This is a genomic window from Microbacterium sp. NPDC077184 (assembly GCF_040687055.1).
Taxonomy (GTDB): domain Bacteria; phylum Actinomycetota; class Actinomycetes; order Actinomycetales; family Microbacteriaceae; genus Microbacterium.
On record NZ_JBFBMM010000010.1, the window covers coordinates 117,582 to 140,167 of the forward strand.

Sequence of the window (22,586 nt, forward strand, 5' to 3'; positions counted from 1 at the left end):
CGGCGAGGGTCGTCAGTGTGGCGGCCGCAGCTGCTCCATGGGCCGCAACGCGGTGTCGGGGGAACACCCCAGCTCTCCGGGCTGAAGGAGAATCCGCGGGACGGACAGCACCTGAACCCCACCGTCGCGACGCGCGACGAGGAGGCAGTCGTCCGCATCGCCCATCGCGAAGCCGATGTCGCCGTCCGACACCATCGCGCGAGGTTCGAACGGCACTTCCCGGTCGCCCGTCGGCTGCGGCATGCGTTCGGTCACCTGACCGACGATGTCGTCGGCGGATGCCGCTGCCGGCGCATTCGTGAGGATCTCCAGAACCAGGTCTTCGGTACCGTCCGGCACGACGTAGACCGGACGATCGTCGATCGGGGGCGCGATGCGAGCGGCGTCGGGCGGGCACGAGACGTCGTACGCAACCGCCCTATCGTTGTCCCAGTCGTTGAACTGCTCGGTGGCGACGCCCCAGTAGTCGAACTGCGACTCGAAGCAGGCGACGTAAGGATCGGCGGAGGAGATGGTCGGCACCGTTGCGCGGAAAGTCAAAGCCCCGAACGGTTCACCGTGGACGGCGCCGGGGTAGGCCTCGAACCCGATGAGCTCCACCACATTCGACGTCTGCGTATCCGCATCGGCCCACCGGGCGTAGTCATCGATCGTGTCGGTGGCGACACGGTAGAGACTGCGGGAGGTGTCGGCGACCTCCCCGCGAGCCGTCGCATGCGCTATCGGATCCGCCACGGAGAGGGGCGAGCCCGAGCACGCCGTGAGGACGAGCACGGTGGAGATCCCGACTGCGGTCGCCAGAGGGAGACGCTGTCGCGCACTCCAGAGGGGCGGACGCATTCCTCGATCACACCACACTCATTGGGTATCCACCCGCGAAACGAGGGCGATCGACGCGCGCTGATGACCCCCGACGGCAACGGCGGGTCAGGTGAAAACCTGGACGAAGCGCTCGTGGTACCCGGTCGCGCCGTCGGGGGCGACGGCGGCGCGATCCGCGGTCTGCACGTCCCCGGTGGCGCTCACCGCGCGGCACCGGAGGACGTGATCGCCGGGCGTCGCCGTCCACGGGAAGCTCCACTGCACCCAGGTGTCGTCTGAGATGGCCGTCGCGAGGGTCGCGTCCTGCCAGGGGCCGTCGTCGATCTGCACCTGGACGCCGGCGACGCCGACGTGCTGCTGCCAGGCCATCCCGGCGATGACGGTGTCGCCCGCGCGGAGGCCCTGCTCGCGGCGGGGGACGTCGATGCGCGACTGCAGCTTGACCGGTCCGCGCTCGGACCAGCCGCGCGTGGACCAGTAGGCCTGCTTCCGGTCGAACCGCGTCACCTCGAGCTCGGTGACCCACTTCGTCGCCGAGACGTAGCCGTAGAGGCCGGGCACGACCATCCGCACCGGGAAGCCGTGCTCGACGGGGAGCGGCTCGCCGTTCATCCCCACGGCGAGGATCGACTCGCGCTCGTCGGTGAGCGCCTCGATCGGGGTCGACGCGCTGAAGCCGTCGATCGACCACGACAGCACCATGTCGGCATCCGCCGACGGTTCCGCGCGGGCGAGCAGCTCGCGGATCGGATAGCCGAGCCACCGGGCGTTGCCGATCAGGTCGCCGCCGACCGGGTTCGACACGCAGGCGAGGGTGGTGACGCTCTCGCGGAGAGGGAGGGCGAGGAGCTCGTCCCAGGTCAGCGTGATCTCGCGCGCGACCATGCCGTGGATGCGGAGACTCCAGTCGGCCGGATCGATCTCGGGGACGACGAGGGCGGTGTCGATCCGGTAGAACGCGTCATTCGGGGTGATGACGCGAGCGAGGCCAGGGAGGTCGAGCTCGGCTCCCGCGGGGACCGGGGGCGCCGCCACGGCGGGGGTGGGAAGGCGCAGCGCCGAGCGGATCGCGTCCACGGCGACCGTGCCGGAGGTGCGGATGGCGCCCACGAAGGCCGCCAGGATGCCGATGGTCACCGCCCCGCCGCTGTACGCGAGGAACGTGCGGCGGTCCGGCGCGGGCGACGGACCGGGGGAGCGGTCCTCGTCGGACGCGCTCGGGGTCGCCGCGGCCGCGGGCCGGAGTCGTCCTGCGAGGAACCACAGCGCGCCGGCCGAGACCGCGGCGGCGATCACCGACGGGATCCAGGCCAGAAGTCCGGCATCCGGCCGCGTGGCGGCCACGATCGCGCCTGCGACTCCGATCGCCGCGAAGAGCACGCGCCCCCACGGTGGGCGCGCCACCTCGAGCAGGCCGGCGACAGCGGCGACGGCGAGGAGCACAACGGCGATGCCGACGAGCAGGGCCACCTTGTCGCCGGTGCCGAACAGGGCGATCGCGGCATCCTTCGCCCATGCCGGTGCGGCGTCGATGAGCCCGCCGCCGATCGCGGCGAAGGGGCTGGATGCCGGGGCCACGAGCGCCGCCACGGCCTCCCCGATGCCCGCGCCGAGCACCACAGACGCCACGCCCGCGAGGGCGGCGAGGGGGCGCGGGACTCGGCGCGACGGGGCGGATTCGGGCACGGGTTCAGCGTACGTCCGGGCGCGTGGGCGCGGGGCGGACGTCACAGATCCATAAGGTCTGTGCGGCAACCCTGACACCTCGGGGAGCGCGCGCGGCGATGTGAGCGGACACATTGACACGTCCGGCGACGCCCGCCTAGGGTGCGTGGGAGCGCTCTCTGAGAACGCTCCCACGCTGCGATGCCGCACGGGGTCACCGAACACGACGAGGATGTCTGAATCGATGCGAAGGATCATCGGGCTGCGCGCGGTCGCCGCAGCTGCACTCGCCTCACTCCTGGGAGCCGGCCTCGTGCCGACTGCCGCGACGGCGGCCGAGGGGACCGTCACGACCCTGTACGACTACGAGGCGGGCGACTCGACTCACATCCAGTGGGGCGCTGCCGGTGCCGGCATCCAGGCGGTGGCGGAGGCCGGGACCGGATCGTGGTCGGACACCGAGCCCAATGAGCGCGTGCTCTCCTACGGCTTCGATCTGACGGCCGACCCGTTCTTCGGCGGCATCGGGTACGAGTTCACCGGCGGGGCTCCGGCACAGGACTGGAGCGCCTACGACGGCGTGCAGTTCTGGATGCACAGCGACGGCGCGGACGCGACCATCCAGGTCGAGATCCTCGACGCCGTCAGCGGCTCCTCCGCCGTGCACGACCGGTGGGACGTGGACGTCCCGCTCGCTGCTGCCGGGTGGCGCCTCGTGCAGCTGCCGTTCTCGGCGTTCTCGTACGGCACCGACTTCCAGGACTCCGGCGCCCCGGCCGACGGGACGCTCGACCTCGATTTCGTCCGCGGCCTCCTCTTCCCCGCCGTCAGCGGCAAGGCGACGATCAAGCTCGACGAGGTCTCCCTCTACGCCGGGGCCGACGTCGCCCCGAGCGTCGGCGTGACGACCACCTCCCTCAGCGTCACCGAGGGCGAGGACGCCGTCATCCCGGTGCGCCTGTCCGCGGCATCCGCGTCGGAGGTGACCGTGTCGGTGTCCACCGAGGACGGTTCGGCCGTCGCCGGGACGGACTACACCGCCGTCGCCGAGACGCTCACGCTCGCCGCCGGCGAGCAGGACGCGCAGATCACCGTTCCGACGATCGGCGACGACGTCGCCGGGGGCAACCGCTCGTTCGCGGTCGTGCTCAGTGACGCCTCCGGCGCCACGCTCGGAGCCTCACGCGCCGAGATCCTCATCCGCGACGACGACGAGGTCGCTGCGGGTGAGCTGTCGCTCCTCACCGACGTCGTGGAGGATTTCGAGGCGGAGCTGGTGTTGGGGGATCCTGCGGCGGTGCCGCCGTTGGGGTGGTTCTCGGCGCAGGGTGCGGGGAACGTTCCGACGTTCGAACGGTCGGCGGATGCCGGTCGTCCGGGCGCGGCATCCGACAACGATGTGCTGGCGCTGGGCATGAACACGGCGTCGTGGGCTGTGGTGATCGACACGTTCACCGAGGACGGCTCGTCGTGGCAGACGCAGGACTGGAGCGACGCCCGCGGGGTGGGTTTCTGGATGCGGGGCAGCAACTCGGGCGCGCCGATGTTCGTGGACCTGCTGGACAACCGCAACCCGGACTCGACGGTCGATGACGCCGAGCGGTTCTCGGTGCGGTTCGTCGACGACTGGTCGGGGTGGCGGTTCGTGGAGCTGCCGTTCGCGGACTTCACGCGGAAGAACATCGGCAACGGTGCCCCGGATGACGGGCTGACCCTGACCGAGATGCACGGGTACGGCATCGGCGTGGAGCAGACCTCCCCGGCCGTCACCGCCGACATCGCCATCGACGACATCACCCTCGTGGGGGCGTCGGACGCGAACCGTCCGGTCGTCATCAACACCGCGCGGGCGATCTTCACCGTCGCGGAGGGCGAGGACGCCGAGGTCACCGTGCGCCTGACGCGGGCATCGGACGCCGACGTCACGGTCGGCTTCACCACGGAGGAGGCGACCGACCGCACCTCGACCGAGGACCTGTCGGCCACCGCCGACCGTGACTACGTCACCACCTCGGGAACCGTCACGATCCCCGCCGGCGAGCGCGACGCCACCATCACGGTGCCGACCATCGCCGACGGCAAGGCGGAGGTCGACGAGACCTTCCTCGTGCGCCTGTCGAACCCGGTCGGTGCGGAGCTGAACCCCCTCGCCCTCGCGCGCGTCAGCATCGTCGATGCCGACCCGGCGATCCCGGGCATCATCGACGACTTCGAGAAGGGCACCGCGGGACTCGACCCCGTCGGCGGCGCCACGCTGTCGACGCGGGAGATCGCCGAGACGGATGCCGATGCCTACGCGGACCAGAACCGATGGGACAACGTCCTCGACGTCTCGGTCGACGGTGACGGCACGGGGGGCTTCGGCCGGACGTTCGCCGAGCCGCGCGACATGAGCGACCAGGAAGGTCTGGGCTTCTGGTTCCAGGGCCAGGGCGACGGCGGCGAGGTGACGGTGCGCGTGCAGGACGGCGAGCCCGTGGCCGCGGCATCCGAGGACTGGGAACTGCGCTGGTCGGACGAGTTCGACGCAGCGGCGGGCACCCCCGCGGATCCCCGCTACTGGACGTACGAGACCGGTGGCTGGGGCTGGGGCAACGACGAGCTGCAGTACTACACTGACTCGACCGACAACGCCGCGCACGACGGCGAGGGCAACATGGTGATCACGACCCGTGCGGTCGAGGATCCGGCCGCGGCGGGCCTCGAGTGCTGGTACGGCGACTGCCAGTACACCTCCGCGCGTCTGGTCACCGAGGACAAGCTCGAGGTCAAGCACGGGCGCATCGAGGCGCGGGCACAGATGCCCGACGGCGAAGCGGGGATCTGGCCGGCGATCTGGTCGCTCGGCAACGACTTCCGCGAGGTCGGCTGGCCGCGCACCGGCGAGATCGACATCATGGAGTTCGTCGGGAAGCTCCCCGAGGAGATCTTCGGCACCATCCACGGGCCGGGCTACTCCGGCGGTCAGGCATACGGCGACACGTACGACTTCGGTGAGAACCTCGGCGGCCAGTGGCTGACGTTCTCGGTGGAGTGGGAAGAGGGCGAGATCCGCTGGTACGTCCAGCGGGACGGCGGCGAGGAGATCCTCTTCCACACCGCCACGCCCGAGGACGTCGCCCCGAGCGACTGGGTGTACGAGCACCCGTTCTTCCTGATCATGAACATGGCCGTGGGCGGCAACTTCGGCGGCCCGCTCGCCGACACGCTGACCTTCCCGCAGGAGCTGAAGGTCGACTACATCCGGGTGTACCAGGGACCCGACACCGCAGAGCGTTTCGAGACGAGCTTCGTCGACGGCGAGGCCGGCTGGCGCTTCGTGCAGCTGCCGTTCGACGCGTTCGACCGCTCGGTCGAGCAGCCCGAAGGCGCGGCGGACGACGGGTTCGGCCGCACGGCCGTGACCGGCTACGAGATCCTCCTCGGAGGAACGGATGCCGCGGCCGATGCCGCTCCGTTCGCCGCCGCGGATGGTGCGGTGAGCGTGGACCGCGTGCAGACGCTCGCCGAGATCTCGGACCCGACCCCCGGGCCCGGTGACGGCGACGGCGACGGCGACGGCGGTTCGGGCGACGGGGACGGCGGTCCTGGCGACGGTGACGGGTCCACCCCCGGATCCGGCCCCGGCTCGACTCCCGGCACGGGTTCGGGCGCGGGTACCGGCACGGGTTCGGGCTCCGGTGACCTCGCGGTCACCGGCGGCGGGAACGGACTCGCCGGTGCGATGATCGCGGCCCTGCTCCTCCTCCTCGGAGCGGTCCTGGTCCGCCGGAAGGTCGGACGCGCCTGACCTGTCGGGGCACCGGTGCGCACATCTCGCGCACCGGTGCCCCGACCGGCAGGTCGACACACTCCGGTAACACCCCCCGGACTAGAGTCTTCGCATGGGTGATCTGTTCGACGGCTACGGCTCCACGGTGGCGCCCCGCAAGACCCCCTCGGGGGTCCCGGCGTTCGACGAGATGTTCGGCAGTCCCGATCATCCCGGTGCTCCCGCACCCTCACGGGAGGCCTACCGGGAGCTCTACCAGGCGCTCGCGCAGATGACGCAGGAGGAGTTGCGCGGCCGCACCGATTCGCTCGCAAGCTCCTACCTTGCGCAGGGCGTGACGTTCGACTTCGCCGGCGAGGAGCGTCCGTTCCCGCTCGACGCGGTTCCGCGGATCATCGCCTACGAGGAGTGGTCGCGCGTCGAAGCGGGTGTCAAGCAGCGCGTCAAGGCGCTCGAGGCATTCCTCGACGACGCCTACGGGCACCAGCACTGCGTCCGCGACGGCATCCTGCCCGCGGGCCTCATCGCCTCGTCTCAGTACTTCTACCGGCAGGCCGCCGGCATCCACTCGGCCAACGGGGTGCGCATCCAGGTCTCCGGGATCGATCTGATCCGCGACGAGCACGGCGAGATGCGCGTGCTCGAAGACAACGTGCGGGTGCCGTCCGGCGTCTCCTACGTCATCTCCAACCGGCGGGTGATGGCCCAGACGCTGCCCGAGCTCTTCGTGTCGATGCGGGTGCGCCCGGTCGGCGACTACCCGAACAAGCTCCTGGCGGCGCTCCGGGCCTCGGCTCCCGGTGGCATCGAGGACCCCAACGTCGTCGTCCTCACCCCGGGCGTCTACAACTCCGCGTACTTCGAGCACACCCTCCTCGCCCGCCTCATGGGCGTGGAACTGGTCGAGGGCCGCGACCTGCTGTGCGTCGGCGGCAAGGTGTTCATGCGTACCACGCGCGGTCCGAAGCGCGTGGACGTCATCTACCGCCGCGTCGACGACGACTTCCTCGACCCGCTGCAGTTCCGCGCCGACTCGATGCTCGGCGCTCCGGGACTCCTCCTCGCCGCGCGCCTGGGCAACGTCACGATCGCCAACGCGGTCGGCAACGGCGTCGCCGACGACAAGCTCCTCTACACGTACGTGCCCGACCTGATCCGCTACTACCTCGCCGAGGAGCCGATCCTCAAGAACGTCGACACGTGGCGCCTGGAGGATCCGAACGCGCTCGAGGAGGTCCTCGACCGGCTGGACGAACTGGTCGTGAAGCCCGTCGACGGCTCGGGCGGCAAGGGGCTCGTGGTCGGACCCGACGCGTCGCCGGCGGAACTGGAGAGCCTCCGCAAGCGTCTCCTCGCCGATCCTCGCGGATGGATCGCGCAACCTGTCGTGATGCTGTCGACGATCCCGACGCTGGTCGAGGACGGCATGCGACCCCGGCACGCCGATCTCCGCCCCTTCGCGGTGAACGACGGCGACGATATCTGGGTCCTCCCCGGCGGTCTCACCCGCGTGGCCCTCCCCGAGAACCAGCTGGTGGTCAACTCCAGCCAGGGCGGCGGGTCGAAGGACACGTGGATCGTCGGCGGTTCGGCTCCCTCGCACGTCGAGTACGGGCAGGGCAACGGGGTCTCGGGTCTCGTTGCCGACCAGGCGGCGGTGACCGCCGCGATCCCGATCATCTACGACGGCCAGCCCGCTCCCTCTCACTCGCCGCAGGACAGGCCTCGGTCACGCACCGAGCAGCAGGAGCAGCAGCAACAGCAGTCGACGCAGGATGTGGCGGGGGGTGACGACGCATGCTGAGTCGCATCGCCGAGTCGTTGTTCTGGATCGGGCGCTACATCGAGCGTGCCGACGGCACCGCGCGCATCCTCGACGTCCACCTCCAGCTGCTCCTCGAGGACCCGTGGATGGACGAGGACACCGCGTGCCGCTCCCTCCTCGGCGTCATGGGCTCCTCCGCGCTGGCGCCTGACGCCTCCATCCCCGTTCGGCGCGAAGACGTCCTCCAGCACCTCGCCGTCGACCGGTCGAATGCGGCGAGCATCGCCTACGCCCTCTCCGCCGCGCGCGAGAACGCCCGCCGTGCGCGCGAGATCGTCTCGACCGAACTCTGGGAGACCCTCAACACCACCAGCGCACGGATGCCGCGACGACTGCATCCCGACAAGGTGCACGACTTCTTCCAGTGGGTGCGCGAGCGCACGGCGCTCGCCGTCGGTGTCGTGGACTCGTCCACGAGCCGGGACGAGGCGTGGCAGTTCTTCACCCTGGGCCGCAGCATCGAGCGCACCGACATGACCGCGCGGCTGCTCGCCACCCGGTCGCTCACCGAGGTCTCCGGGCCCTCCTGGACCACGATCCTCCGCTCCTGCGGGGCGTACGAGGCGTACTTGCGCACCTACCGCGGAATGCCGAGCGCGCGCAACGCCGCGGAGTTCCTGCTGCTGGACCGCCTCTTCCCGCGCTCGATCATCTTCTCCATCCAGCACGCGGAGCAGTGCATGAGCGCCATCGACCCCCGCGCCGATCGGGTCGGCCACTCCAACACCGTGCTCCGGGCCCTCGGGCAGATCCGCAACGATCTCGAGTACCGCCCGATATCCGAGATCCTGGGCGAGCTGCCACAGCACATGCAGCGGGTCCAGAAGGTCACGCGCGAGGCATCCGAGGCGATCCGCTCGCGGTTCTTCCCCACGCAGGCTGAGCCCAGCTGGATCGGAGAGATCTCATGAAGAGACTGCGCATCGAGCACCAGACCGGGTTCTCCTACCCCGGCGACGTCTCGGCGTCGTACAACGAGGCCCGGATGCTGCCGAACTCGACCGACAGCCAGTTCGTGCTGAATTCGTCGCTCGACATCGAGCCGCAGACCTCGGTCAACCACTACGTCGACTATTTCGGCACGCGTGTGGCGTCCTTCGACGTGCTCTCGCCGCATTCGTCGCTGTCGATCACGGCGCGTTCCCTGGTGGAGGTGCGCCCACGGCCCCTCGAGCACGCCGACGTGACCTGGCACGACCTGGCGCAGGAGGCGTCGCGCTCGATCGAGACGGTCGAGCAGATGGGACAGACCTCCCGCACCGTCCCGCACCCCGAGGTGGCCGATCTCGCCCGCGGCATCGCCGCGCGGCACTCGCGTCCGGGGGAGGCGGCGCACGCGATCGCCGTCGCGATCGGTGACGCCGTCGAGTACGTCCACGGCGTCACCGAGGTGCACTCCACCGCGGGCGAGGCGTGGACGGCGCGCAAGGGTGTGTGTCAGGACATCGCGCACATCACCCTCGGCGCGCTCCGCGAGGTCGGGATCCCGGCGCGCTACGTCTCGGGCTACCTCCACCCGCGGCCGGATGCCGAGGTCGGCGTCGCGGTCACTGGCGAGTCCCACGCCTGGGTCGAGTTCTTCGCGGGGGAGTGGCAGGGGTTCGATCCCACGAACAACATCGAGATCGGCGACCGCCACGTGCTCGTCGGCCGCGGTCGCGACTACAACGACGTCCCGCCGCTCCGCGGCGTCTACGCCGGCCCGTTCAAGAGTCAGCTGCACGTGAAGGTCACGATCACCCGCGAGGCCTGACCCCCGCATCCGTCGCCGCCCCCGTCCCCTCTCCGTGACCGCGAGACTGCATCTTCCGGTCGAGACTGCGCGCCGCGCGTGCTGTTTCGGCGGGAGGATGCAGTCTCGATGGCAGGGGAGCGGAAACCGATACGCGGGGGACTCCGAACAACACCGAGGCGCGCGACGCCGTACACGACGAGAACGAAGAGGTGGACATAGACGTCGGACGGATCTGGCGCGATTTCGAGCTGTCGACACGACCCATCCACCCGGATACCCGCGCGGCGCTGGACAAGCGCTGGGCAGACCTGCCCGCACACGCCCGCACCGACAACCAGCTCCTCGGCCGCTGCGCCGTCGGCTGCGAGGGCACGCACGGCGTCTTCCCGAAGTGCAACCTGACCTGTTCACCCTGCTACCACTCGGCGGACGCCAACAAGGTCCGTATCGACGGCGACCACACCGTCGATCAGGTCGAGACGCAGATGCGGTTCCTCCGCCAGCAGCGAGGACCGCGCGCCCACGCCCAGCTCATCGGCGGCGAGGTGAGCCTCCTCCCCGCCGAGGACCACGCCGCCGCGCTCCTGGCGATGCGTGCCGCCGGACGCGAGCCGATGTCGATGACCCACGGCGACTTCGACTACGACTACCTCCTCGACGTCGTGCTCGGTCCCGACGGCAAGGCCCGATTCGACAAGGTCTCCTTCGCCGCGCATTTCGACTCCCTCATGCGCGGACGCCGCGGTGCGGTCCGGCCCCGCAGCGAGGCGGAGCTGAACCCGTTCCGCGAGAAATTCGCGCAGATGTTCGTCGACCTCAAGCGCGACCACGGGGTGAACCGCTATCTCGCGCACAACATGACCGTCACCCCGTCGAACGTCGCCGAGGTCGAGCAGGTCACCCGCGATGTCCTCGAGATGCCCTACGACATGATGTCGTTCCAGCCGGCGGCGTTCATCGGCGACGACCGGCGCTGGCGCGAAGACTTCGGCGAGGTCACGATCGACGCGGTCTGGGAGCGCATCGAGAAGGGCGCGGGGCAGAAGCTCCCGTGGCAGGCGACGCAGTTCGGCGATCCGCGCTGCAACCGCTCCACCGTCGGGATGCGGGTCGACGGCATGTTCGCGCCCCTGCTCGACCCGGAAGAGCCGGCCGACATCGCCGCCCGCGACCGCTTCCTCGCGCACCACGGCGGCATGATCTTCGGCGACGTGCCGCGCGGCATCCTCGCGGTGAAGGTCGTCCGCGCGGTGCTCGCCCACCCGGGCGACATCCCCCCGCTCATCGGCCTCGCGCGTCGTGTCGTGCGCCGCGCCGGCGGGCTCCGACGGATGCTGCGCGCAGCGCGTCGGAAGAAGCTGTCGTTCAAGACCTTCGTGGTGCACAACTTCATGGATGCCGCCCAGGTGGCCCCCGCGTGGGACCTCATGGAGAAGGGCGTCGAGGCCGACGATCCGGTGCTGAAGGAGACGCAGGAGCGTCTGGGCTCGTGCATGTACGCGATGTCGCATCCGGAGGACGGGCGTCTCGTTCCCGCGTGCGTGCAGCACAGCGTGCTCGACCCGCAGGAGAACGTCGAGCTGCGGCGCCTGTTGCCCCTCGTCGGCTCGGGCGCATCGCCCGCGGTCGTCGCGCGCCCCTCGGGGCTGACCGCGGTTCGCGCGACCGGCGACCGCGCGTCCTGACCCGCGTGCGGTCGAGCCTCAGCCGCGGACGAGGTGGATCGCGCCCGTCGGAAGGCTGAGGGCCACGCGATCGCCGGCCCCGAGCCGCGCGCTTCCGGCGAGCTCGGCGTGCACGATCGCCGAGTCGCCCACCCGCACGGCCACGGCGGTGCGGGCGCCGGCGACCGAGGTCTCCGTCACGGTGCCGGCGAGGGATGCGGAGTCGTCGTCCGGGGCCGCGAGGCCGATGTCCTCCTGGCGGATGAGCAGCGTCGCCGGTCCGTCCACCTCGCCGTCGGGCACGGGGAGGACACCCAGCGCGCTGCGATGGACGCCGGCGGTGACGACGCCCGGGAAGGCGTTGCGACCCCCCATGAGTTCGGCGACCCGGAGCGAGGACGGCGCGCGGTAGGCCTCGGCGACGGTGCCCTCGTGCAGGAGTTCTCCGTGCTCGACGACCGCGATCCGATCGGCCACCCGAGACGCCTCCTCGCGGTCGTGCGTGACCAGCACGATGGTCGGTCCGACATCCGCGCGGAGATCGTCGATGAGGGCGTGCATGTCGGCTCGGAGCGCCCCGTCGAGCGCGCTGAACGGCTCGTCGAGGAGCAGCACGGCCGGCTCGGCCGCCAGGGCCCGTGCGATCGCGACGCGCTGCTCCTGGCCGCCGGAGAGCTCGCCGACCCTTCGCGCGCCGAAGCCGGAAAGGTGCACCAGCTCGAGGTAGCGCTCGGCGCGCTCTCGTGCCGCGCGGCGGGGAACCCCGGAGACCCGGGCGGAGAAGGCGACGTTGTCGCGGACGTCGAGATGCGGGAAGAGGAGCGCCTTCTGGAAGACCAGACCGACGCCGCGGCGTTCGGCGGGAACGGAGGCCATGTCACGGCCGTCGATGAGGACGCGTCCGGTATCGGGGCTCTCCAGCCCCGCGATCACCCGCAGGATGGTGCTCTTGCCGGACCCGCTCGGCCCGAGGATCGCGGTGCACGAACCCCGCTCGACGCGCAGCGAGAGATCGCGCAGCGCGGGGGCATCCCCGAAGGTCTTCCCGATGCCGTCCACGGCGAGGGATGCGGTCATGTCGAACCTCCTGACCGCCGGGCGGGCCGACGACCGAGCCACAGGGTGGCGACGAGCAGGGCGAGGGGCGGGACGATCGCGGCGAGCGACATCACCGCGACGGCGGCGTCGTTGCCGACGGCGGACGCGGCCCCCGCCACCACGACGGGGAGCGTCACCAGCGTGCCGCCGCCGACGATGACGGTGACGAGGTAGTCGCTCCACGCGACGAGGAAAGCGAGGAACGCCGCGCGGGCGAGCGCGGGAGCGAGCAGCGGCAGCTGCACGCCCAGGAAGGTCTGCAGGCGTCCGGCCCCGAGGAGGCGCGCGTTCTCCTCGTAACGGATGTCGTACGCGCCGTAGGCGGCCCGCATGACGAACGCGGTGTACGGGAGGGCGAGGACGACGAGGACGAGGACGGTGCCGAGGACCGGGGGGACATAGGAGCGCAGGAGCACGATGTTCACGCCGAGGACGGCGGCGATCGGCGGGAGGGCGACGGGGGAGAGCAGGATGACGGCGACGGTCCGCGGGAAGGGAACGGCGCCGAGGGTGAGGGCCCGGGCGGCCAGGCCGCCGAGGGGCGTCGCGATGGCGGCCACGGCGAGCGAGAGCACGAGCGAGGTCGCCATCGCCGGGGCGGCGCCGAAGCCGATCGCACCGTTCACTCCGCGCGCGCCCCACGCCGTCGGCACCGGGGAGGGGAAGGACCACTGATTGGCACCCGACCACATCAGGAGCGGGAGGAAGGGGAGGGCGAACCACACGACGAGGGCCGCGGTCACGATCACCCGGGCGACGCGTCCGCCGCCGCGGGAGACGGTGAGGGCGGAGGTGCGGCCCGCCACCGGGGGCACGGCGACGGTCATCGCCATGCCGCCGTCCGACGGAGGGCGGCGAACGTGAGGGCGACGACGCCGAGGGCGATCGCCGCGGTGATCACGGCCACGGCGGCGGCTTCGGGTCGCGAGTCCAGCGAGACGCCCTGGAACAGGCGGACGGCCAGCACCGGAAGGGGCTCGGGGTAGGTCCGCCCGAGCAGCCACGACACCTCGTACGAGGCGAGGGCGAAGACGAAGCTGATCGCCGAGGTGATCAGCAGGGCGGGCGCGGTGAGCGGCAGGAAGACGCGGAGGAACCGCTGGCGGCGCCCGGCTCCGAGGAGCGCCGCGCTCTCGTCGTACTGCGCGACGCGGGTCGCGAGGGTGCCGGTGACGACCACGGCGATGAACGCTGATTCCTTCCAGGCGAACTCGGCGATGGCCGCCGCCCACAGCGGACCGCCGACGAACGCGGGCCAGGATTCGGGAGGGATGCCGAGCAGACGCGAGAGGACGCCGGCATCCGCCAGCAGGAGTCCGATCGTCGCCGCGCCGATGAGGTGCGGGACGGTCACGGTGGCGGCGCCGAGGGCGGCGACGAGTCGCGCGCCTCCGCGTCCGGAGACGATCACCATCGCCGCCGCCGTGCCGACGACCGCGGCGATCAGCGTCGAGGCGGTCGCCACCCACAGCGACACCCCGACGGCGTCCCAGACGGAATCCGGATCGGCGGTGAAGGCGTCGAACGAGAACGAGGGGGCCCCGACGATCGGGAGGAGCCCGAGGCTCTGCAGAACCGTCGCCCCGAGCCCGCCGCCGACCACGAGGACGGTGAGCGCGACCGCCGGGAGAACCAGGAGCGCGCCGGTGCGCCGCTCACGGGCCGACTGCGCGGCGCGGCGGGCGGGCGGGGCGAACGTCACCGTCCGAGGACTTCGGTGCGCCATCCCTCATCGAGGGCGGGGACCCATTCGGCGGCGAGCTCCGCGTGAGCGTTCTCGGAGAGGACGTCGTAGGGCGGGACGACGGGCGAGGAGGGGAGCGCCTCGAACAGGGCGCGTCCCTCGGCGTCGAGCAGATCCAGGTCGAGCACCGTGAACTGGCCCCACACGTCCGGCTGGGCCTTCGCCGCCTGCTGTTCGGCGGACAACGCCTCGTTCGCGACGACCATCGCACCGGCGACGGCGTCGGAGTTGGCCGGGAGGCCCAGGAAGCTGGCGTTGCCGACGGTGCCGTCCTCGAGCGTCAGCACGCGGGTGCCCTCCGGATAGGTGCCTTCGGCGACGAGGCCGGTGAGTGTGGCGGGGCCGTAGGTCATCATCATGTCGACCTGGCGATCGGCGAAGAGCTGACCGAGCTCGGCCTCGTTGGCCGGGTAGGTGTCTCCGCCGCGCCACAGGGACGGCGCGAGCTCGGCGAGACGGTCGTAAAGGGCGGGAGTCAGCTCGTCGAAGGCCTCCTCGGAGTACTCCAGCGGCACCTCGTCGGCGCCGCCGGAGACGCTCGCGAGCACCTCGCGGACGAAGACCGACCCGGTGAAGTCCGGCGGGGCGGGGTAGGTGAAGCGGCCGGGGTTGGCCTCAACCCACTCCAGCACCTCGGCCATCGTCTCGGGCGGGTCGGCGATCGCGTCCTCGTTGTAGACGAGGGTGAACTGCGCCTTGTGCCAGGGCGCCTCGCAGCCGTCGACGCTCGTGCCGAAGTCGTTGAGCAGGAGCGGGTCGTCCGGATCGGTGAGCGCCATGTTCGGAAGCAGCGACGTCCAGTCGCAGAGCCACGCGTTCGCTTCGCGGCCGGTGCGGAAGTTGTCGCCGTTGACCCAGATGAGGTCGACCGTGCCATCGTCGCGTCCGGCCTGGATCTCGGTGAAGACGCGGTTCAGCGCATCGCGGGTGTCGGTGACCGGCGCGCGCTCGAGGGTCACGCCGTGCTCGGCGACCGCCGGGGCGAGGACGTCGTCGATGTAGGCGTTCCCCTGGTCGTCGCCGCCATACATCCACAGCTGCACGGTCTGGCCGTCGGCCTCCTCGAGCACGGCATCCCACGTCTCGGGGAGATCCGGTGCCGGGGCCGCGGGTGCGGCGCAGCCGGCGAGGGCGAGGACGGATGCGGTCAGGGAGACGACGACGGCGCGGCGCGCGGCGCGACGCGGCGCGGGCGCGCGCGAAGCGGCCGAGGGTGCGAAGGGCATGGGTGTGATCCTTTCAGGGATCTCCGGCGGTTAGGGTGAGCGAAACCATCGATCTCGAGAGAAGGCAGGACATGGTCGCCCCGACCGGCTCTCGACTCCCACGCGCGACGCGTGTGCGGGTGATCGTTCTGCTCGTATTCGTCGCCGTGGCCCTTTCGGTTGGGTGGCTGCTCCCGCCGCTGGACATCGACGGGATCCGTGCGAACTTCGCCGCATTCGGGTGGGCCGGGCCGCTCGTCTTCGCGGTCGTCTACGGGCTCCTCACGCTGAGCCCGCTGCCGAAGAACGTCCTCAGCATCGCCGCGGGTGTGGTGTGGGGATTCGGCGTCGCGGTCATCGCCGTGTACGCCGGTGCGCTGCTCGGCGCGGGGCTCGCCTTCGCCCTCGCCCGACTCCTCGGGAGGGATGCCGTCGCCCGCCTGATCGGACGCCGCGCCGCCGCGGTCGACGACCTCTTCTCGCGGCGGGGGTTCACCGCGATCCTCGGTCTCCGTCTCGTGCCGCTCGTGCCGTTCACGGCCCTGAACTACGCCTCCGGGCTCACGGGGGTGCCCTTCCTCCGGTACGCCGCGGCGACGGCGATCGGCATCGTCCCCGGAACCGCCGCCTACGTCGCGCTCGGCGCGTTCGGCGTCGAGACCGGCCCGCTCTTCTGGGTCGCCCTCGGCGCGCTCGGCATCCTCATCCTCCTCGGGGCGCTCGCGGCAGTCGTGATCGGGCGACGGCGCCGGTCCGCCTCGGTGCGGAACGCGGCATCCGAACCCGATGCCCGCTCCGAACAACTTCTCGACACCGACCCGGGAGACGACCGTGCTTGACACCCGCCTGCGACCGCTGCTCGCCGGTCCGCTCGACACGGTGACCGCGCGCATCGACCGGACGTGGATCACCCCCGATCGGCTGACGGTCGCCGGCCTCATCCTCGGGTTGGGATCCGCCGCGACCGCCGCCCTGCAGTGGTGGGCCGTTGCGGTCGTGCTGTGGCTGGTGTCGCGGGTGCTCGACGGCCTCGACGGCTCGCTGGCGCGTCGGCGTGCGGCATCCGTCGGCGGCTCGGCAGGGGGAACGCACGCGGGCGGATTCCTCGACATCGCGGCCGACTTCGTCGTGTACGGCGCGACGGTCGTGGGCGTCGCGATCGGCGCGCACGCAGCCTTCGATGCGCCCTGGTGGCCGTTCCTCCTCGTCCTCTTCGCGTACTACGTCAACGGCACCGCGTTCCTGGCGTTCTCGTCGATCGCCGAGCGCGCCGACCGGCGGATCGACGACGGGCGTTCGCTGTCGTTCCTCGGCGGGCTCGCCGAGGCGACCGAAACGATCGCCGTGCATGCCCTCTGGCTCGTGCTGCCGTTCTGGGCACCGCAGATCGCCGTGGTATGGGCGGTGATCGTCGCCCTCAGCGCCACCCAGCGGATCGTCGTCGGCTACCGGGCGCTGCGGTGAGGGAGCGCGTGCCGGCGACCGTGCCAACGGCGGAGAAGGCGGATGCCGAAGGCCACCGCACCGCCGGACAGAGCCTTCTGCGCGGACTGCACGGACGCGTTCCACGCGCCGTCGGCGTAGGTCGGGTAGGCGTGCATGGTCGACGCGAGGTCGCGGAGGGTGAGCTTCGCACCGATCGCGGTCGTCAGTTCCCCCAGCACCTCCCCGGCGCGGGGGCCGATCACCAGGGCGCCCCGCAGGCGTCCCCGCGGGTCGGCCACGAGGGTGGTGCTGCCGGTGGTCTCGTCGTCGGCGATAGCCCGGTCGAGGTCATGGTGCGCCTGGGTGACGACGGTCCAGCCGCGGGTCCGGGCGTCGTCGGGGGAGACCCCGATTGCGCCGACCTCGGGGGCGGTGAAGGTCACGCGGGGAACGCCGTCGCCGTCGGCACGGCGGGAGAGGCCGAGCGCGGCATTGGAGGCGGCGACGCTGCCGAAGTACCCGGCGGTGTGGGTGAAGCGGGGGAGCGGCGTCACGTCGCCGACCGCCCGGATGCGCGGGTTCGACGTTGCGAGAGTGTCGTCGACGGCGATGTCGCCGCGCGCGGTGACAACCACGCCCGCGGCGTCGAGGCCCAGGCCGTCGACGCGGGCGCGACGACCGGCGGCGACGAGGGTGCGGTCGAAGCGGACGGAGGTGCCGTCGGTGAGCGTCGCCTCGCCGGATCCGGGGTGTTCGGCCGCCGCCATCCTCTCGACGGAGGTGCCGAGGCGGACGTCCACCCCGTCGGCCTCCAACGCCGCGCGGATCACGTCGCCGGCCGCGGCATCCTCCCGGGGGAGCAGGCGCTCGCCGCGGTGCACGAGAACGACCCTGCTGCCGAGCCGGGCCATCGCCTGCGCGATCTCGCAGCCGATCGGACCGCCGCCCTGGACGAGGAGGGTGCCGGGCAGGGTGTCGAGGTCCCAGAACGTGTCGTTGGTGAGCACGTCGACGTCGTCGGCGCCGGGGACGTCGGGGAGGATCGCGGTGCTCCCGGTGGCGAGGATCGCGTCGCGGAAACGGATCTCGACGCCGTCGACGACGAGCGTCTGCGGGCCGGTCAGGCGCGCTCGGCCGCGGAGGACCGAGACGCCCTTGGCGACGAGGGCATCGGGCGAATCGACGGGTTCGATCGTCGTGATCGCGGCGCGGACGTGAGCCATGACGCGCGCGAAGTCGACCGCCACGTCGGCGACGTCGACGCCGTGGCGGTGCGCCGTCCGCGCGGTGTGCGCGGCGTGCGCCGCGGCGATCAGCGCCTTCGAGGGCACGCATCCGGTGTACAGGCACTCGCCGCCGAAGCGGTCGGCCTCGATGATGAGCGTCCGGGCACCGAGGGAGGCCGCGGTGCGCGAGGCGACGAGACCTGCGCTGCCGGCACCGACGACCACGACGTCCCAGTCGCCTCGGGCCTGGGCGGCGGTCAGGATGCGGGCGGGACGACGAGCCGAGGCGGAACGGCGGAGGGGTGCGGTCACCGCCTCAGACTAGGCGCGGGACCGGGCCGGCGGGTCGGCTCAGCGAACAGGAGACGCAGATGACGAGGGTGTTCCGCAGGTACGGCGTCGGTGCGCGGTGGTACGACGTGCTCTCGGGCGAGCGGGTCGTGTACGGAGTAGGCCGACGCGTCGGGATCGGGATGCTCGACCTCTCGCCCGGCGACGTCGTGATCGACCTCGGCTGCGGGACGGGGCTGAACTTCCCGCTCCTCGCGCGGGCGGTCGGACCCGAAGGGCTCATCGTCGGCGTGGACCGCAGCGGCGACATGCTCGCTCAGGCGCGGCGCCGGGCGCAGTGGCTGCCGTGCGAGGTCGTCCTGGTGGAGGCGGATGCCGCGGAGTTGGACGTCCACGCCCTCGCGGGCGTGATCGCGGAGCAGACCGGGCGCGACCGTGCCGATGCCCTCGTGACGACGTACGCGCTCAGCGTCATGCGGGGCGGCGCCGAAGAGGCGTGGACCCGGGCGGCGGGACTCGTGTGCTCCGGGGGTGGACTGCTCGTGGTCGATATGCAGCCGCCCGTGGGCGTGTGGCGGATCTTCTCGCCGCTGGCACGGCTCGCCTGCGCGTTCGGCGGTGCCGACATCCGTCTGCGTCCATGGAGATTCGTGCGCCCGGTTGCCGAACGGGACTCGGTGCGGGGTGTCGCGATGCGCGGCGGGCACGTCGTCGCCGTCGCCGCCCGCCGCGCCTGACCCGGCCCCCGCCCCCGGCTCCGGTGACCGCGAGACTGCATCCTCCGGTCGAAACTGCGTGCGGCGCGTGCAGTCTCGGCGGGAGGATGCAGTCTCGGCGTCAGAGGGCGCGGGGGTCAGGGGTCAGGACTCGGCGGTGGTGACGCGGGTGTCGAGGTCGTCGGGGTCGAGGTCGGCGTCGGCGAACGCGGCGGTGCGGGGGAGCTCGAGGTGCAGGTCGGTCCCGACGCAGACGGCGACGCGGCCACGGTCGAGGACGTAGTCCTGGACGTGCCCGCCGCCGGTGCGATCGGCGCGCAGGAAGTGCGCGTGATACCCGGGAACGGAGACACCGCGTTCGAACGCCGGAGTGCGGAACCCCACCACGGTGCCCTCGACGTCGGCGAACTCCGCGATGCTCTCGTGTTCGGTGGCCACGTCCAGGCGTGGGTAGGGGTGCTGCTGCGCCGCGACCGCCCGGACGCGCACGCGGGAGAACGTCCCGTCCACGCGCACGGCGTAGAGGTAGTTCGTCGAGCCGAGCGTCGCGTCGATCCTCGCGGTGAGCTCCGCCCGCGTCGTCGGCGCGGTGACCTCGAGCTCACGATGGGCGACGAAACGGGTGACGACCGCGAACGGCGTGCGGGCGGCATCCGTCGCCTCGTCGGCGGAGCCGTCCTCGCGGAGGCGGAAGCACGTCCCGTCGAGCAGCACCATCTCCCCGTCGAGGGCGTCGAAGGTGCCGAGCCCGAAGTCGCCGCGCTCGCGAAGGGTGCCCACCGTGGTGTCGCCGTCGAGGACGCCGTCCAGCAGCGCGGCGATGACGCTGGTCTGGTGGAAGGTGTGCCGCGCGGTCTCCATCCCCCGACCGTAGCCCGCCCTTCCCTGACCGCGAGACTGCATCCTCCGGTCGAGACTGCACGCCGCGCACGCAGTTTCGACGGGAGGATGCAGTCTCGACGTCAGGGGGTGGCGGCGGATGCCGGGGCGTCGACGTCCTCCTCGGGGCGGCGGGCGGGGAGGGCGAGGGTCGCAGCCAGACCGACGGCGAGGAAGCCCGCGGCGGTGAAGGCGGCCCAGCGCGTGCCGTCCGAGAACGCTGTCTTCGCGGCATCCGCGAGCGGCGCGCTGTCGGGCGACTGCTCGAGGCCGGCGATCGCACCTCCCGCGCTGTCCACGACCTGGGAGACGACCTGGTCGACCTGCGCCGCGGGAACGCCCTGGTCGTTCAGCGACGACGTCAGCACACCGGCGGTGCTCGTGAACAGGACCGTGCCGAGGATCGCGATGCCGAGAGCCGAGCCGATCTGCCGCGCGGTGGACTGCGTCCCCGAGCCCTGCCCGCTCTGCTCGACCGGCACATCGACGAGGATGACCCCGGTGAGCTGCGCCGTCGCGAGACCCACGCCGAACCCGTAGACGAACAGGGCGGGCACGAGCCAGCCCCACGCGGCATCCGGGGCGATGACGAACGCCACCCACAGGACACCGATGATCTCGGCGATCAGCCCCGCGCGCACGACCCACACCGCCGGAATCCGACCGCTCGCCGCCCCCGCGGCGCCGCTGGCGAAGAACGACCCGACCGCGAGTGCCAGCAGGATCAGCCCGGTCTGGAGGGCGTCGAAGCCGAGGACGAACTGCAGCCACAGCGGCAGCGAGAGGATGATGCCGAACTCGCCGAGCGAGACGACGAGGGCGGCGATGTTGCCGTTGCGGAACGTGCCGATGCGGAACAGCCCGAACGACAGCAGGCTCGACCGGCCCGCGCGTTCGCGCCGCAGCCCCCACGCCACGAACGCCACGGCGGCGAGGACGGCGACGGCGAGAGCGATCGGCACGGGGGAGAGCGCGAAGGGCCAGGTCCACTCGCCGAGGGTGAAGTCGCCGGTGGACTGCCACCAGCCGAGCGTCCGCCCCTCGATGAGGCCGAACACCAGCGCCCCGAAGGTGACGAACGACAGGAGGCCGCCGACGATGTCGATGGACTTCGCGTGCGCGTCCCGCGACTCGCTCACCGTCAGCAGGACTCCGATGATGATCAGGATGCCGAGCGGGATGTTGATCCCGAACGCCCAGCGCCACGAGAACGCGGTCGTCAGCCACCCGCCGAGGAGGGGACCGACCGCCGCCATGCCGCCGATGGTCGACCCCCAGACGGCGAAGGCGATGCCGCGCTCGCGGCCGCGGAAGGTCGCGTTGATGAGGGACAGCGTGGTGGGCAGGATCATCGCGCCGCCCACGCCCTGGACCAGGCGCGCGGCGATCAGGAAGTCGCCGGTGGGCGCGAGGGCGGCGGCGACCGAGGACACCACGAACAGCACGACGCCGATGAGCATGATGCGGCGCCTGCCGAAGCGGTCGGCGAGCGAGCCGAAGATCAGCAGGAGCGAGGCGAAGACGAGGGTGTAGGCCTCCTGCACCCACTGAACCTCGGTCGAGGTGATGCCGAGGTCGTCGACGATCGCGGGGATCGCGACGTTGACGATCGTGGAGTCGACGATGATGAGCGACACCGCGATGCTGATGAAGACCAGACCCGCCCACCGGCGGCTACCCGAACTCTGCATTTCGCTAGATTATCTAGCAATATCCCCGCTGTCACCGTCTCTGCGTCGAGACTTCTTATGGGTTCGCTGAGCCCTCTCCTGGCCGCGAAACTGCATCTCCCCGTCGAGACTGCGCGCGCCGCGTGCTGTCTCGACCGGAGGATGCAGTCTCGCGGTCAAGGGGGTCAGGGGGCGGAGACGACGGCGTTGTCGAGTTCGTCGGGGTCGACGCCGGGCCGCCGGACGCGGTTCGTCAGCAGCACCCAGGCGACGTCCGCGCCGGGGTGGATCCACAGCTCCGTGCCCGACCAGCCGCCGTGCCCGTAGACGTCGGTGTCGATGAGACCTGGAGCCCGTGAACGCAGGTTCCAGGTGAAGCCCCAGTCCTGCCCGCGCTCGGCCGGGTACGGCTCGAGCCGCGGGATGTCGGTGGTCAGCGGTCGGCGCATCATCGCCGCCGTCGCGGGCGCGACGATCTCGCCGCGGTCGCGCAAGAGCGCCGAGGCGACGGCCAGCAGGTCCTCCGCCCGGCCCATCAGCCCGGCTCCCGGATGCCGGAGGGCGGCGAGGCGCGCCATGTCGACGCCCTCGGCCGCGGCATCCGTCACCGCGTGCGGATCGGATGCCTCGTCGAGCGTCAGCCCGTCCGCGCCGATCGCCGACGCCCACCGGGTGAGCTGGGCGTCCCAGGACTCCCCGGTCGCGTGCCGGACCATCTCGGCGATCCCCTCGAACGCGATCGAGGAGTAGCGCGAGACGGTCCCGGCGGCGAAGACACGCCGACGTGGGACATCGACAAGCCGATCGCCGACCTCACCAGTCGCACCCAGATCGAGACGTTGCGACGCA

The 22,586-nt window shown here is 71.6% G+C and carries 18 protein-coding genes; 8 read left to right on the forward strand and 10 right to left on the reverse strand.

Translation table 11 applies throughout. The features are described from left to right. Positions 1-12: 12 nt before the first annotated feature. Entirely contained in the window at positions 13-840 is an 828-nt protein-coding gene (locus AB0O93_RS15810) for a hypothetical protein (RefSeq protein WP_363344979.1), read from the reverse strand. 87 nt (positions 841-927) lie between these two features. Further along, positions 928-2,508 carry a molybdopterin-dependent oxidoreductase gene (locus AB0O93_RS15815; RefSeq protein WP_363344981.1) on the reverse strand — a complete coding sequence of 527 codons (1,581 nt, stop codon included), beginning with the start codon at positions 2,506-2,508 and terminating at the stop codon, positions 928-930. A gap of 223 nt (positions 2,509-2,731) precedes the next feature. On the opposite strand from AB0O93_RS15815, the gene AB0O93_RS15820 reads away from it, so the two are divergent. The 5 genes from AB0O93_RS15820 to AB0O93_RS15840 all read left to right on the forward strand — a co-directional run bounded on the left by AB0O93_RS15820 (position 2,732) and on the right by AB0O93_RS15840 (position 11,504). Continuing rightward, positions 2,732-6,277 (forward strand): carbohydrate binding domain-containing protein, encoded by a 3,546-nt coding sequence (locus AB0O93_RS15820; RefSeq protein ID WP_363344983.1) that lies wholly within the window; start codon positions 2,732-2,734, stop codon positions 6,275-6,277. A gap of 94 nt (positions 6,278-6,371) precedes the next feature. After that, positions 6,372-8,063 carry a circularly permuted type 2 ATP-grasp protein gene (locus tag AB0O93_RS15825; RefSeq protein WP_363344985.1) on the forward strand — a complete coding sequence of 564 codons (1,692 nt, stop codon included), beginning with the start codon at positions 6,372-6,374 and terminating at the stop codon, positions 8,061-8,063. Beyond that, the gene (locus AB0O93_RS15830; RefSeq protein ID WP_363344987.1) at positions 8,057-8,995 is read left to right on the forward strand and encodes an alpha-E domain-containing protein; all 939 of its coding nucleotides are present in this window, start codon (positions 8,057-8,059) and stop codon (positions 8,993-8,995) included. Before AB0O93_RS15825 ends, AB0O93_RS15830 begins: the two co-directional genes overlap by 7 nt. Further along, entirely contained in the window at positions 8,992-9,837 is an 846-nt protein-coding gene (locus AB0O93_RS15835) for a transglutaminase family protein (protein ID WP_363344989.1), read from the forward strand. The genes AB0O93_RS15830 and AB0O93_RS15835 overlap by 4 nt, the downstream gene beginning before the upstream one ends. A 191-nt stretch (positions 9,838-10,028) precedes the next feature. Beyond that, on the forward strand, positions 10,029-11,504 hold the full coding sequence (locus AB0O93_RS15840) for a hypothetical protein (RefSeq protein ID WP_363344991.1): 1,476 nt from the start codon (positions 10,029-10,031) through the stop codon (positions 11,502-11,504). An 18-nt stretch (positions 11,505-11,522) separates the two neighbouring features. Here the strand turns inward: AB0O93_RS15840 and AB0O93_RS15845 are convergent, their stop codons facing one another. From AB0O93_RS15845 to AB0O93_RS15860, 4 genes are read right to left on the reverse strand one after another with little or no spacing between them, the layout of a single operon-like run. Next, positions 11,523-12,560 (reverse strand): ABC transporter ATP-binding protein, encoded by a 1,038-nt coding sequence (locus AB0O93_RS15845; RefSeq protein WP_363344993.1) that lies wholly within the window; start codon positions 12,558-12,560, stop codon positions 11,523-11,525. Then, positions 12,557-13,414 (reverse strand): ABC transporter permease subunit, encoded by an 858-nt coding sequence (locus tag AB0O93_RS15850; protein WP_363344995.1) that lies wholly within the window; start codon positions 13,412-13,414, stop codon positions 12,557-12,559. The genes AB0O93_RS15845 and AB0O93_RS15850 overlap by 4 nt, the downstream gene beginning before the upstream one ends. Next, complete coding sequence (locus AB0O93_RS15855) at positions 13,405-14,283, reverse strand: ABC transporter permease subunit (RefSeq protein ID WP_363344997.1); 879 nt, start codon at positions 14,281-14,283, stop codon at positions 13,405-13,407. The genes AB0O93_RS15850 and AB0O93_RS15855 overlap by 10 nt, the downstream gene beginning before the upstream one ends. Next, positions 14,280-15,551 (reverse strand): ABC transporter substrate-binding protein, encoded by a 1,272-nt coding sequence (locus tag AB0O93_RS15860; RefSeq protein WP_363344999.1) that lies wholly within the window; start codon positions 15,549-15,551, stop codon positions 14,280-14,282. The genes AB0O93_RS15855 and AB0O93_RS15860 overlap by 4 nt, the downstream gene beginning before the upstream one ends. Before the next feature lie 71 nt (positions 15,552-15,622). On the opposite strand from AB0O93_RS15860, the gene AB0O93_RS15865 reads away from it, so the two are divergent. Next, the gene (locus AB0O93_RS15865; protein ID WP_363345001.1) at positions 15,623-16,369 is read left to right on the forward strand and encodes a TVP38/TMEM64 family protein; all 747 of its coding nucleotides are present in this window, start codon (positions 15,623-15,625) and stop codon (positions 16,367-16,369) included. Continuing rightward, positions 16,362-16,994, forward strand: a complete 633-nt coding sequence (locus AB0O93_RS15870; protein WP_363345003.1) for a CDP-alcohol phosphatidyltransferase family protein — start codon at positions 16,362-16,364, stop codon at positions 16,992-16,994. The genes AB0O93_RS15865 and AB0O93_RS15870 overlap by 8 nt, the downstream gene beginning before the upstream one ends. Here AB0O93_RS15870 and AB0O93_RS15875 read toward each other — a convergent pair. After that, positions 16,976-18,493 carry an FAD-dependent oxidoreductase gene (locus AB0O93_RS15875; RefSeq protein WP_363345005.1) on the reverse strand — a complete coding sequence of 506 codons (1,518 nt, stop codon included), beginning with the start codon at positions 18,491-18,493 and terminating at the stop codon, positions 16,976-16,978. The two genes, AB0O93_RS15870 and AB0O93_RS15875, sit on opposite strands and share 19 nt — an antisense overlap. Positions 18,494-18,552: 59 nt before the next feature. Between AB0O93_RS15875 and AB0O93_RS15880 the strand changes: the two genes are divergently transcribed. Further along, positions 18,553-19,209 (forward strand): methyltransferase domain-containing protein, encoded by a 657-nt coding sequence (locus AB0O93_RS15880; RefSeq protein WP_363345007.1) that lies wholly within the window; start codon positions 18,553-18,555, stop codon positions 19,207-19,209. Positions 19,210-19,332: 123 nt separating this feature from the next. On the opposite strand, the gene budA is transcribed toward AB0O93_RS15880, so the two are convergent. The 3 genes from budA to AB0O93_RS15895 all read right to left on the reverse strand — a co-directional run bounded on the left by budA (position 19,333) and on the right by AB0O93_RS15895 (position 22,477). Then, on the reverse strand, positions 19,333-20,049 hold the full coding sequence (gene budA, locus AB0O93_RS15885) for an acetolactate decarboxylase (RefSeq protein WP_363345009.1): 717 nt from the start codon (positions 20,047-20,049) through the stop codon (positions 19,333-19,335). 101 nt (positions 20,050-20,150) lie between these two features. Continuing rightward, positions 20,151-21,758: an MFS transporter gene (locus tag AB0O93_RS15890; protein ID WP_363345011.1), complete on the reverse strand. Its 1,608-nt coding sequence runs from the start codon at positions 21,756-21,758 to the stop codon at positions 20,151-20,153. 164 nt (positions 21,759-21,922) lie between these two features. After that, positions 21,923-22,477, reverse strand: coding sequence for a serine hydrolase domain-containing protein (locus AB0O93_RS15895; RefSeq protein ID WP_363345019.1), 555 nt, complete (start codon positions 22,475-22,477; stop codon positions 21,923-21,925). Positions 22,478-22,586 lie beyond the last annotated feature (109 nt).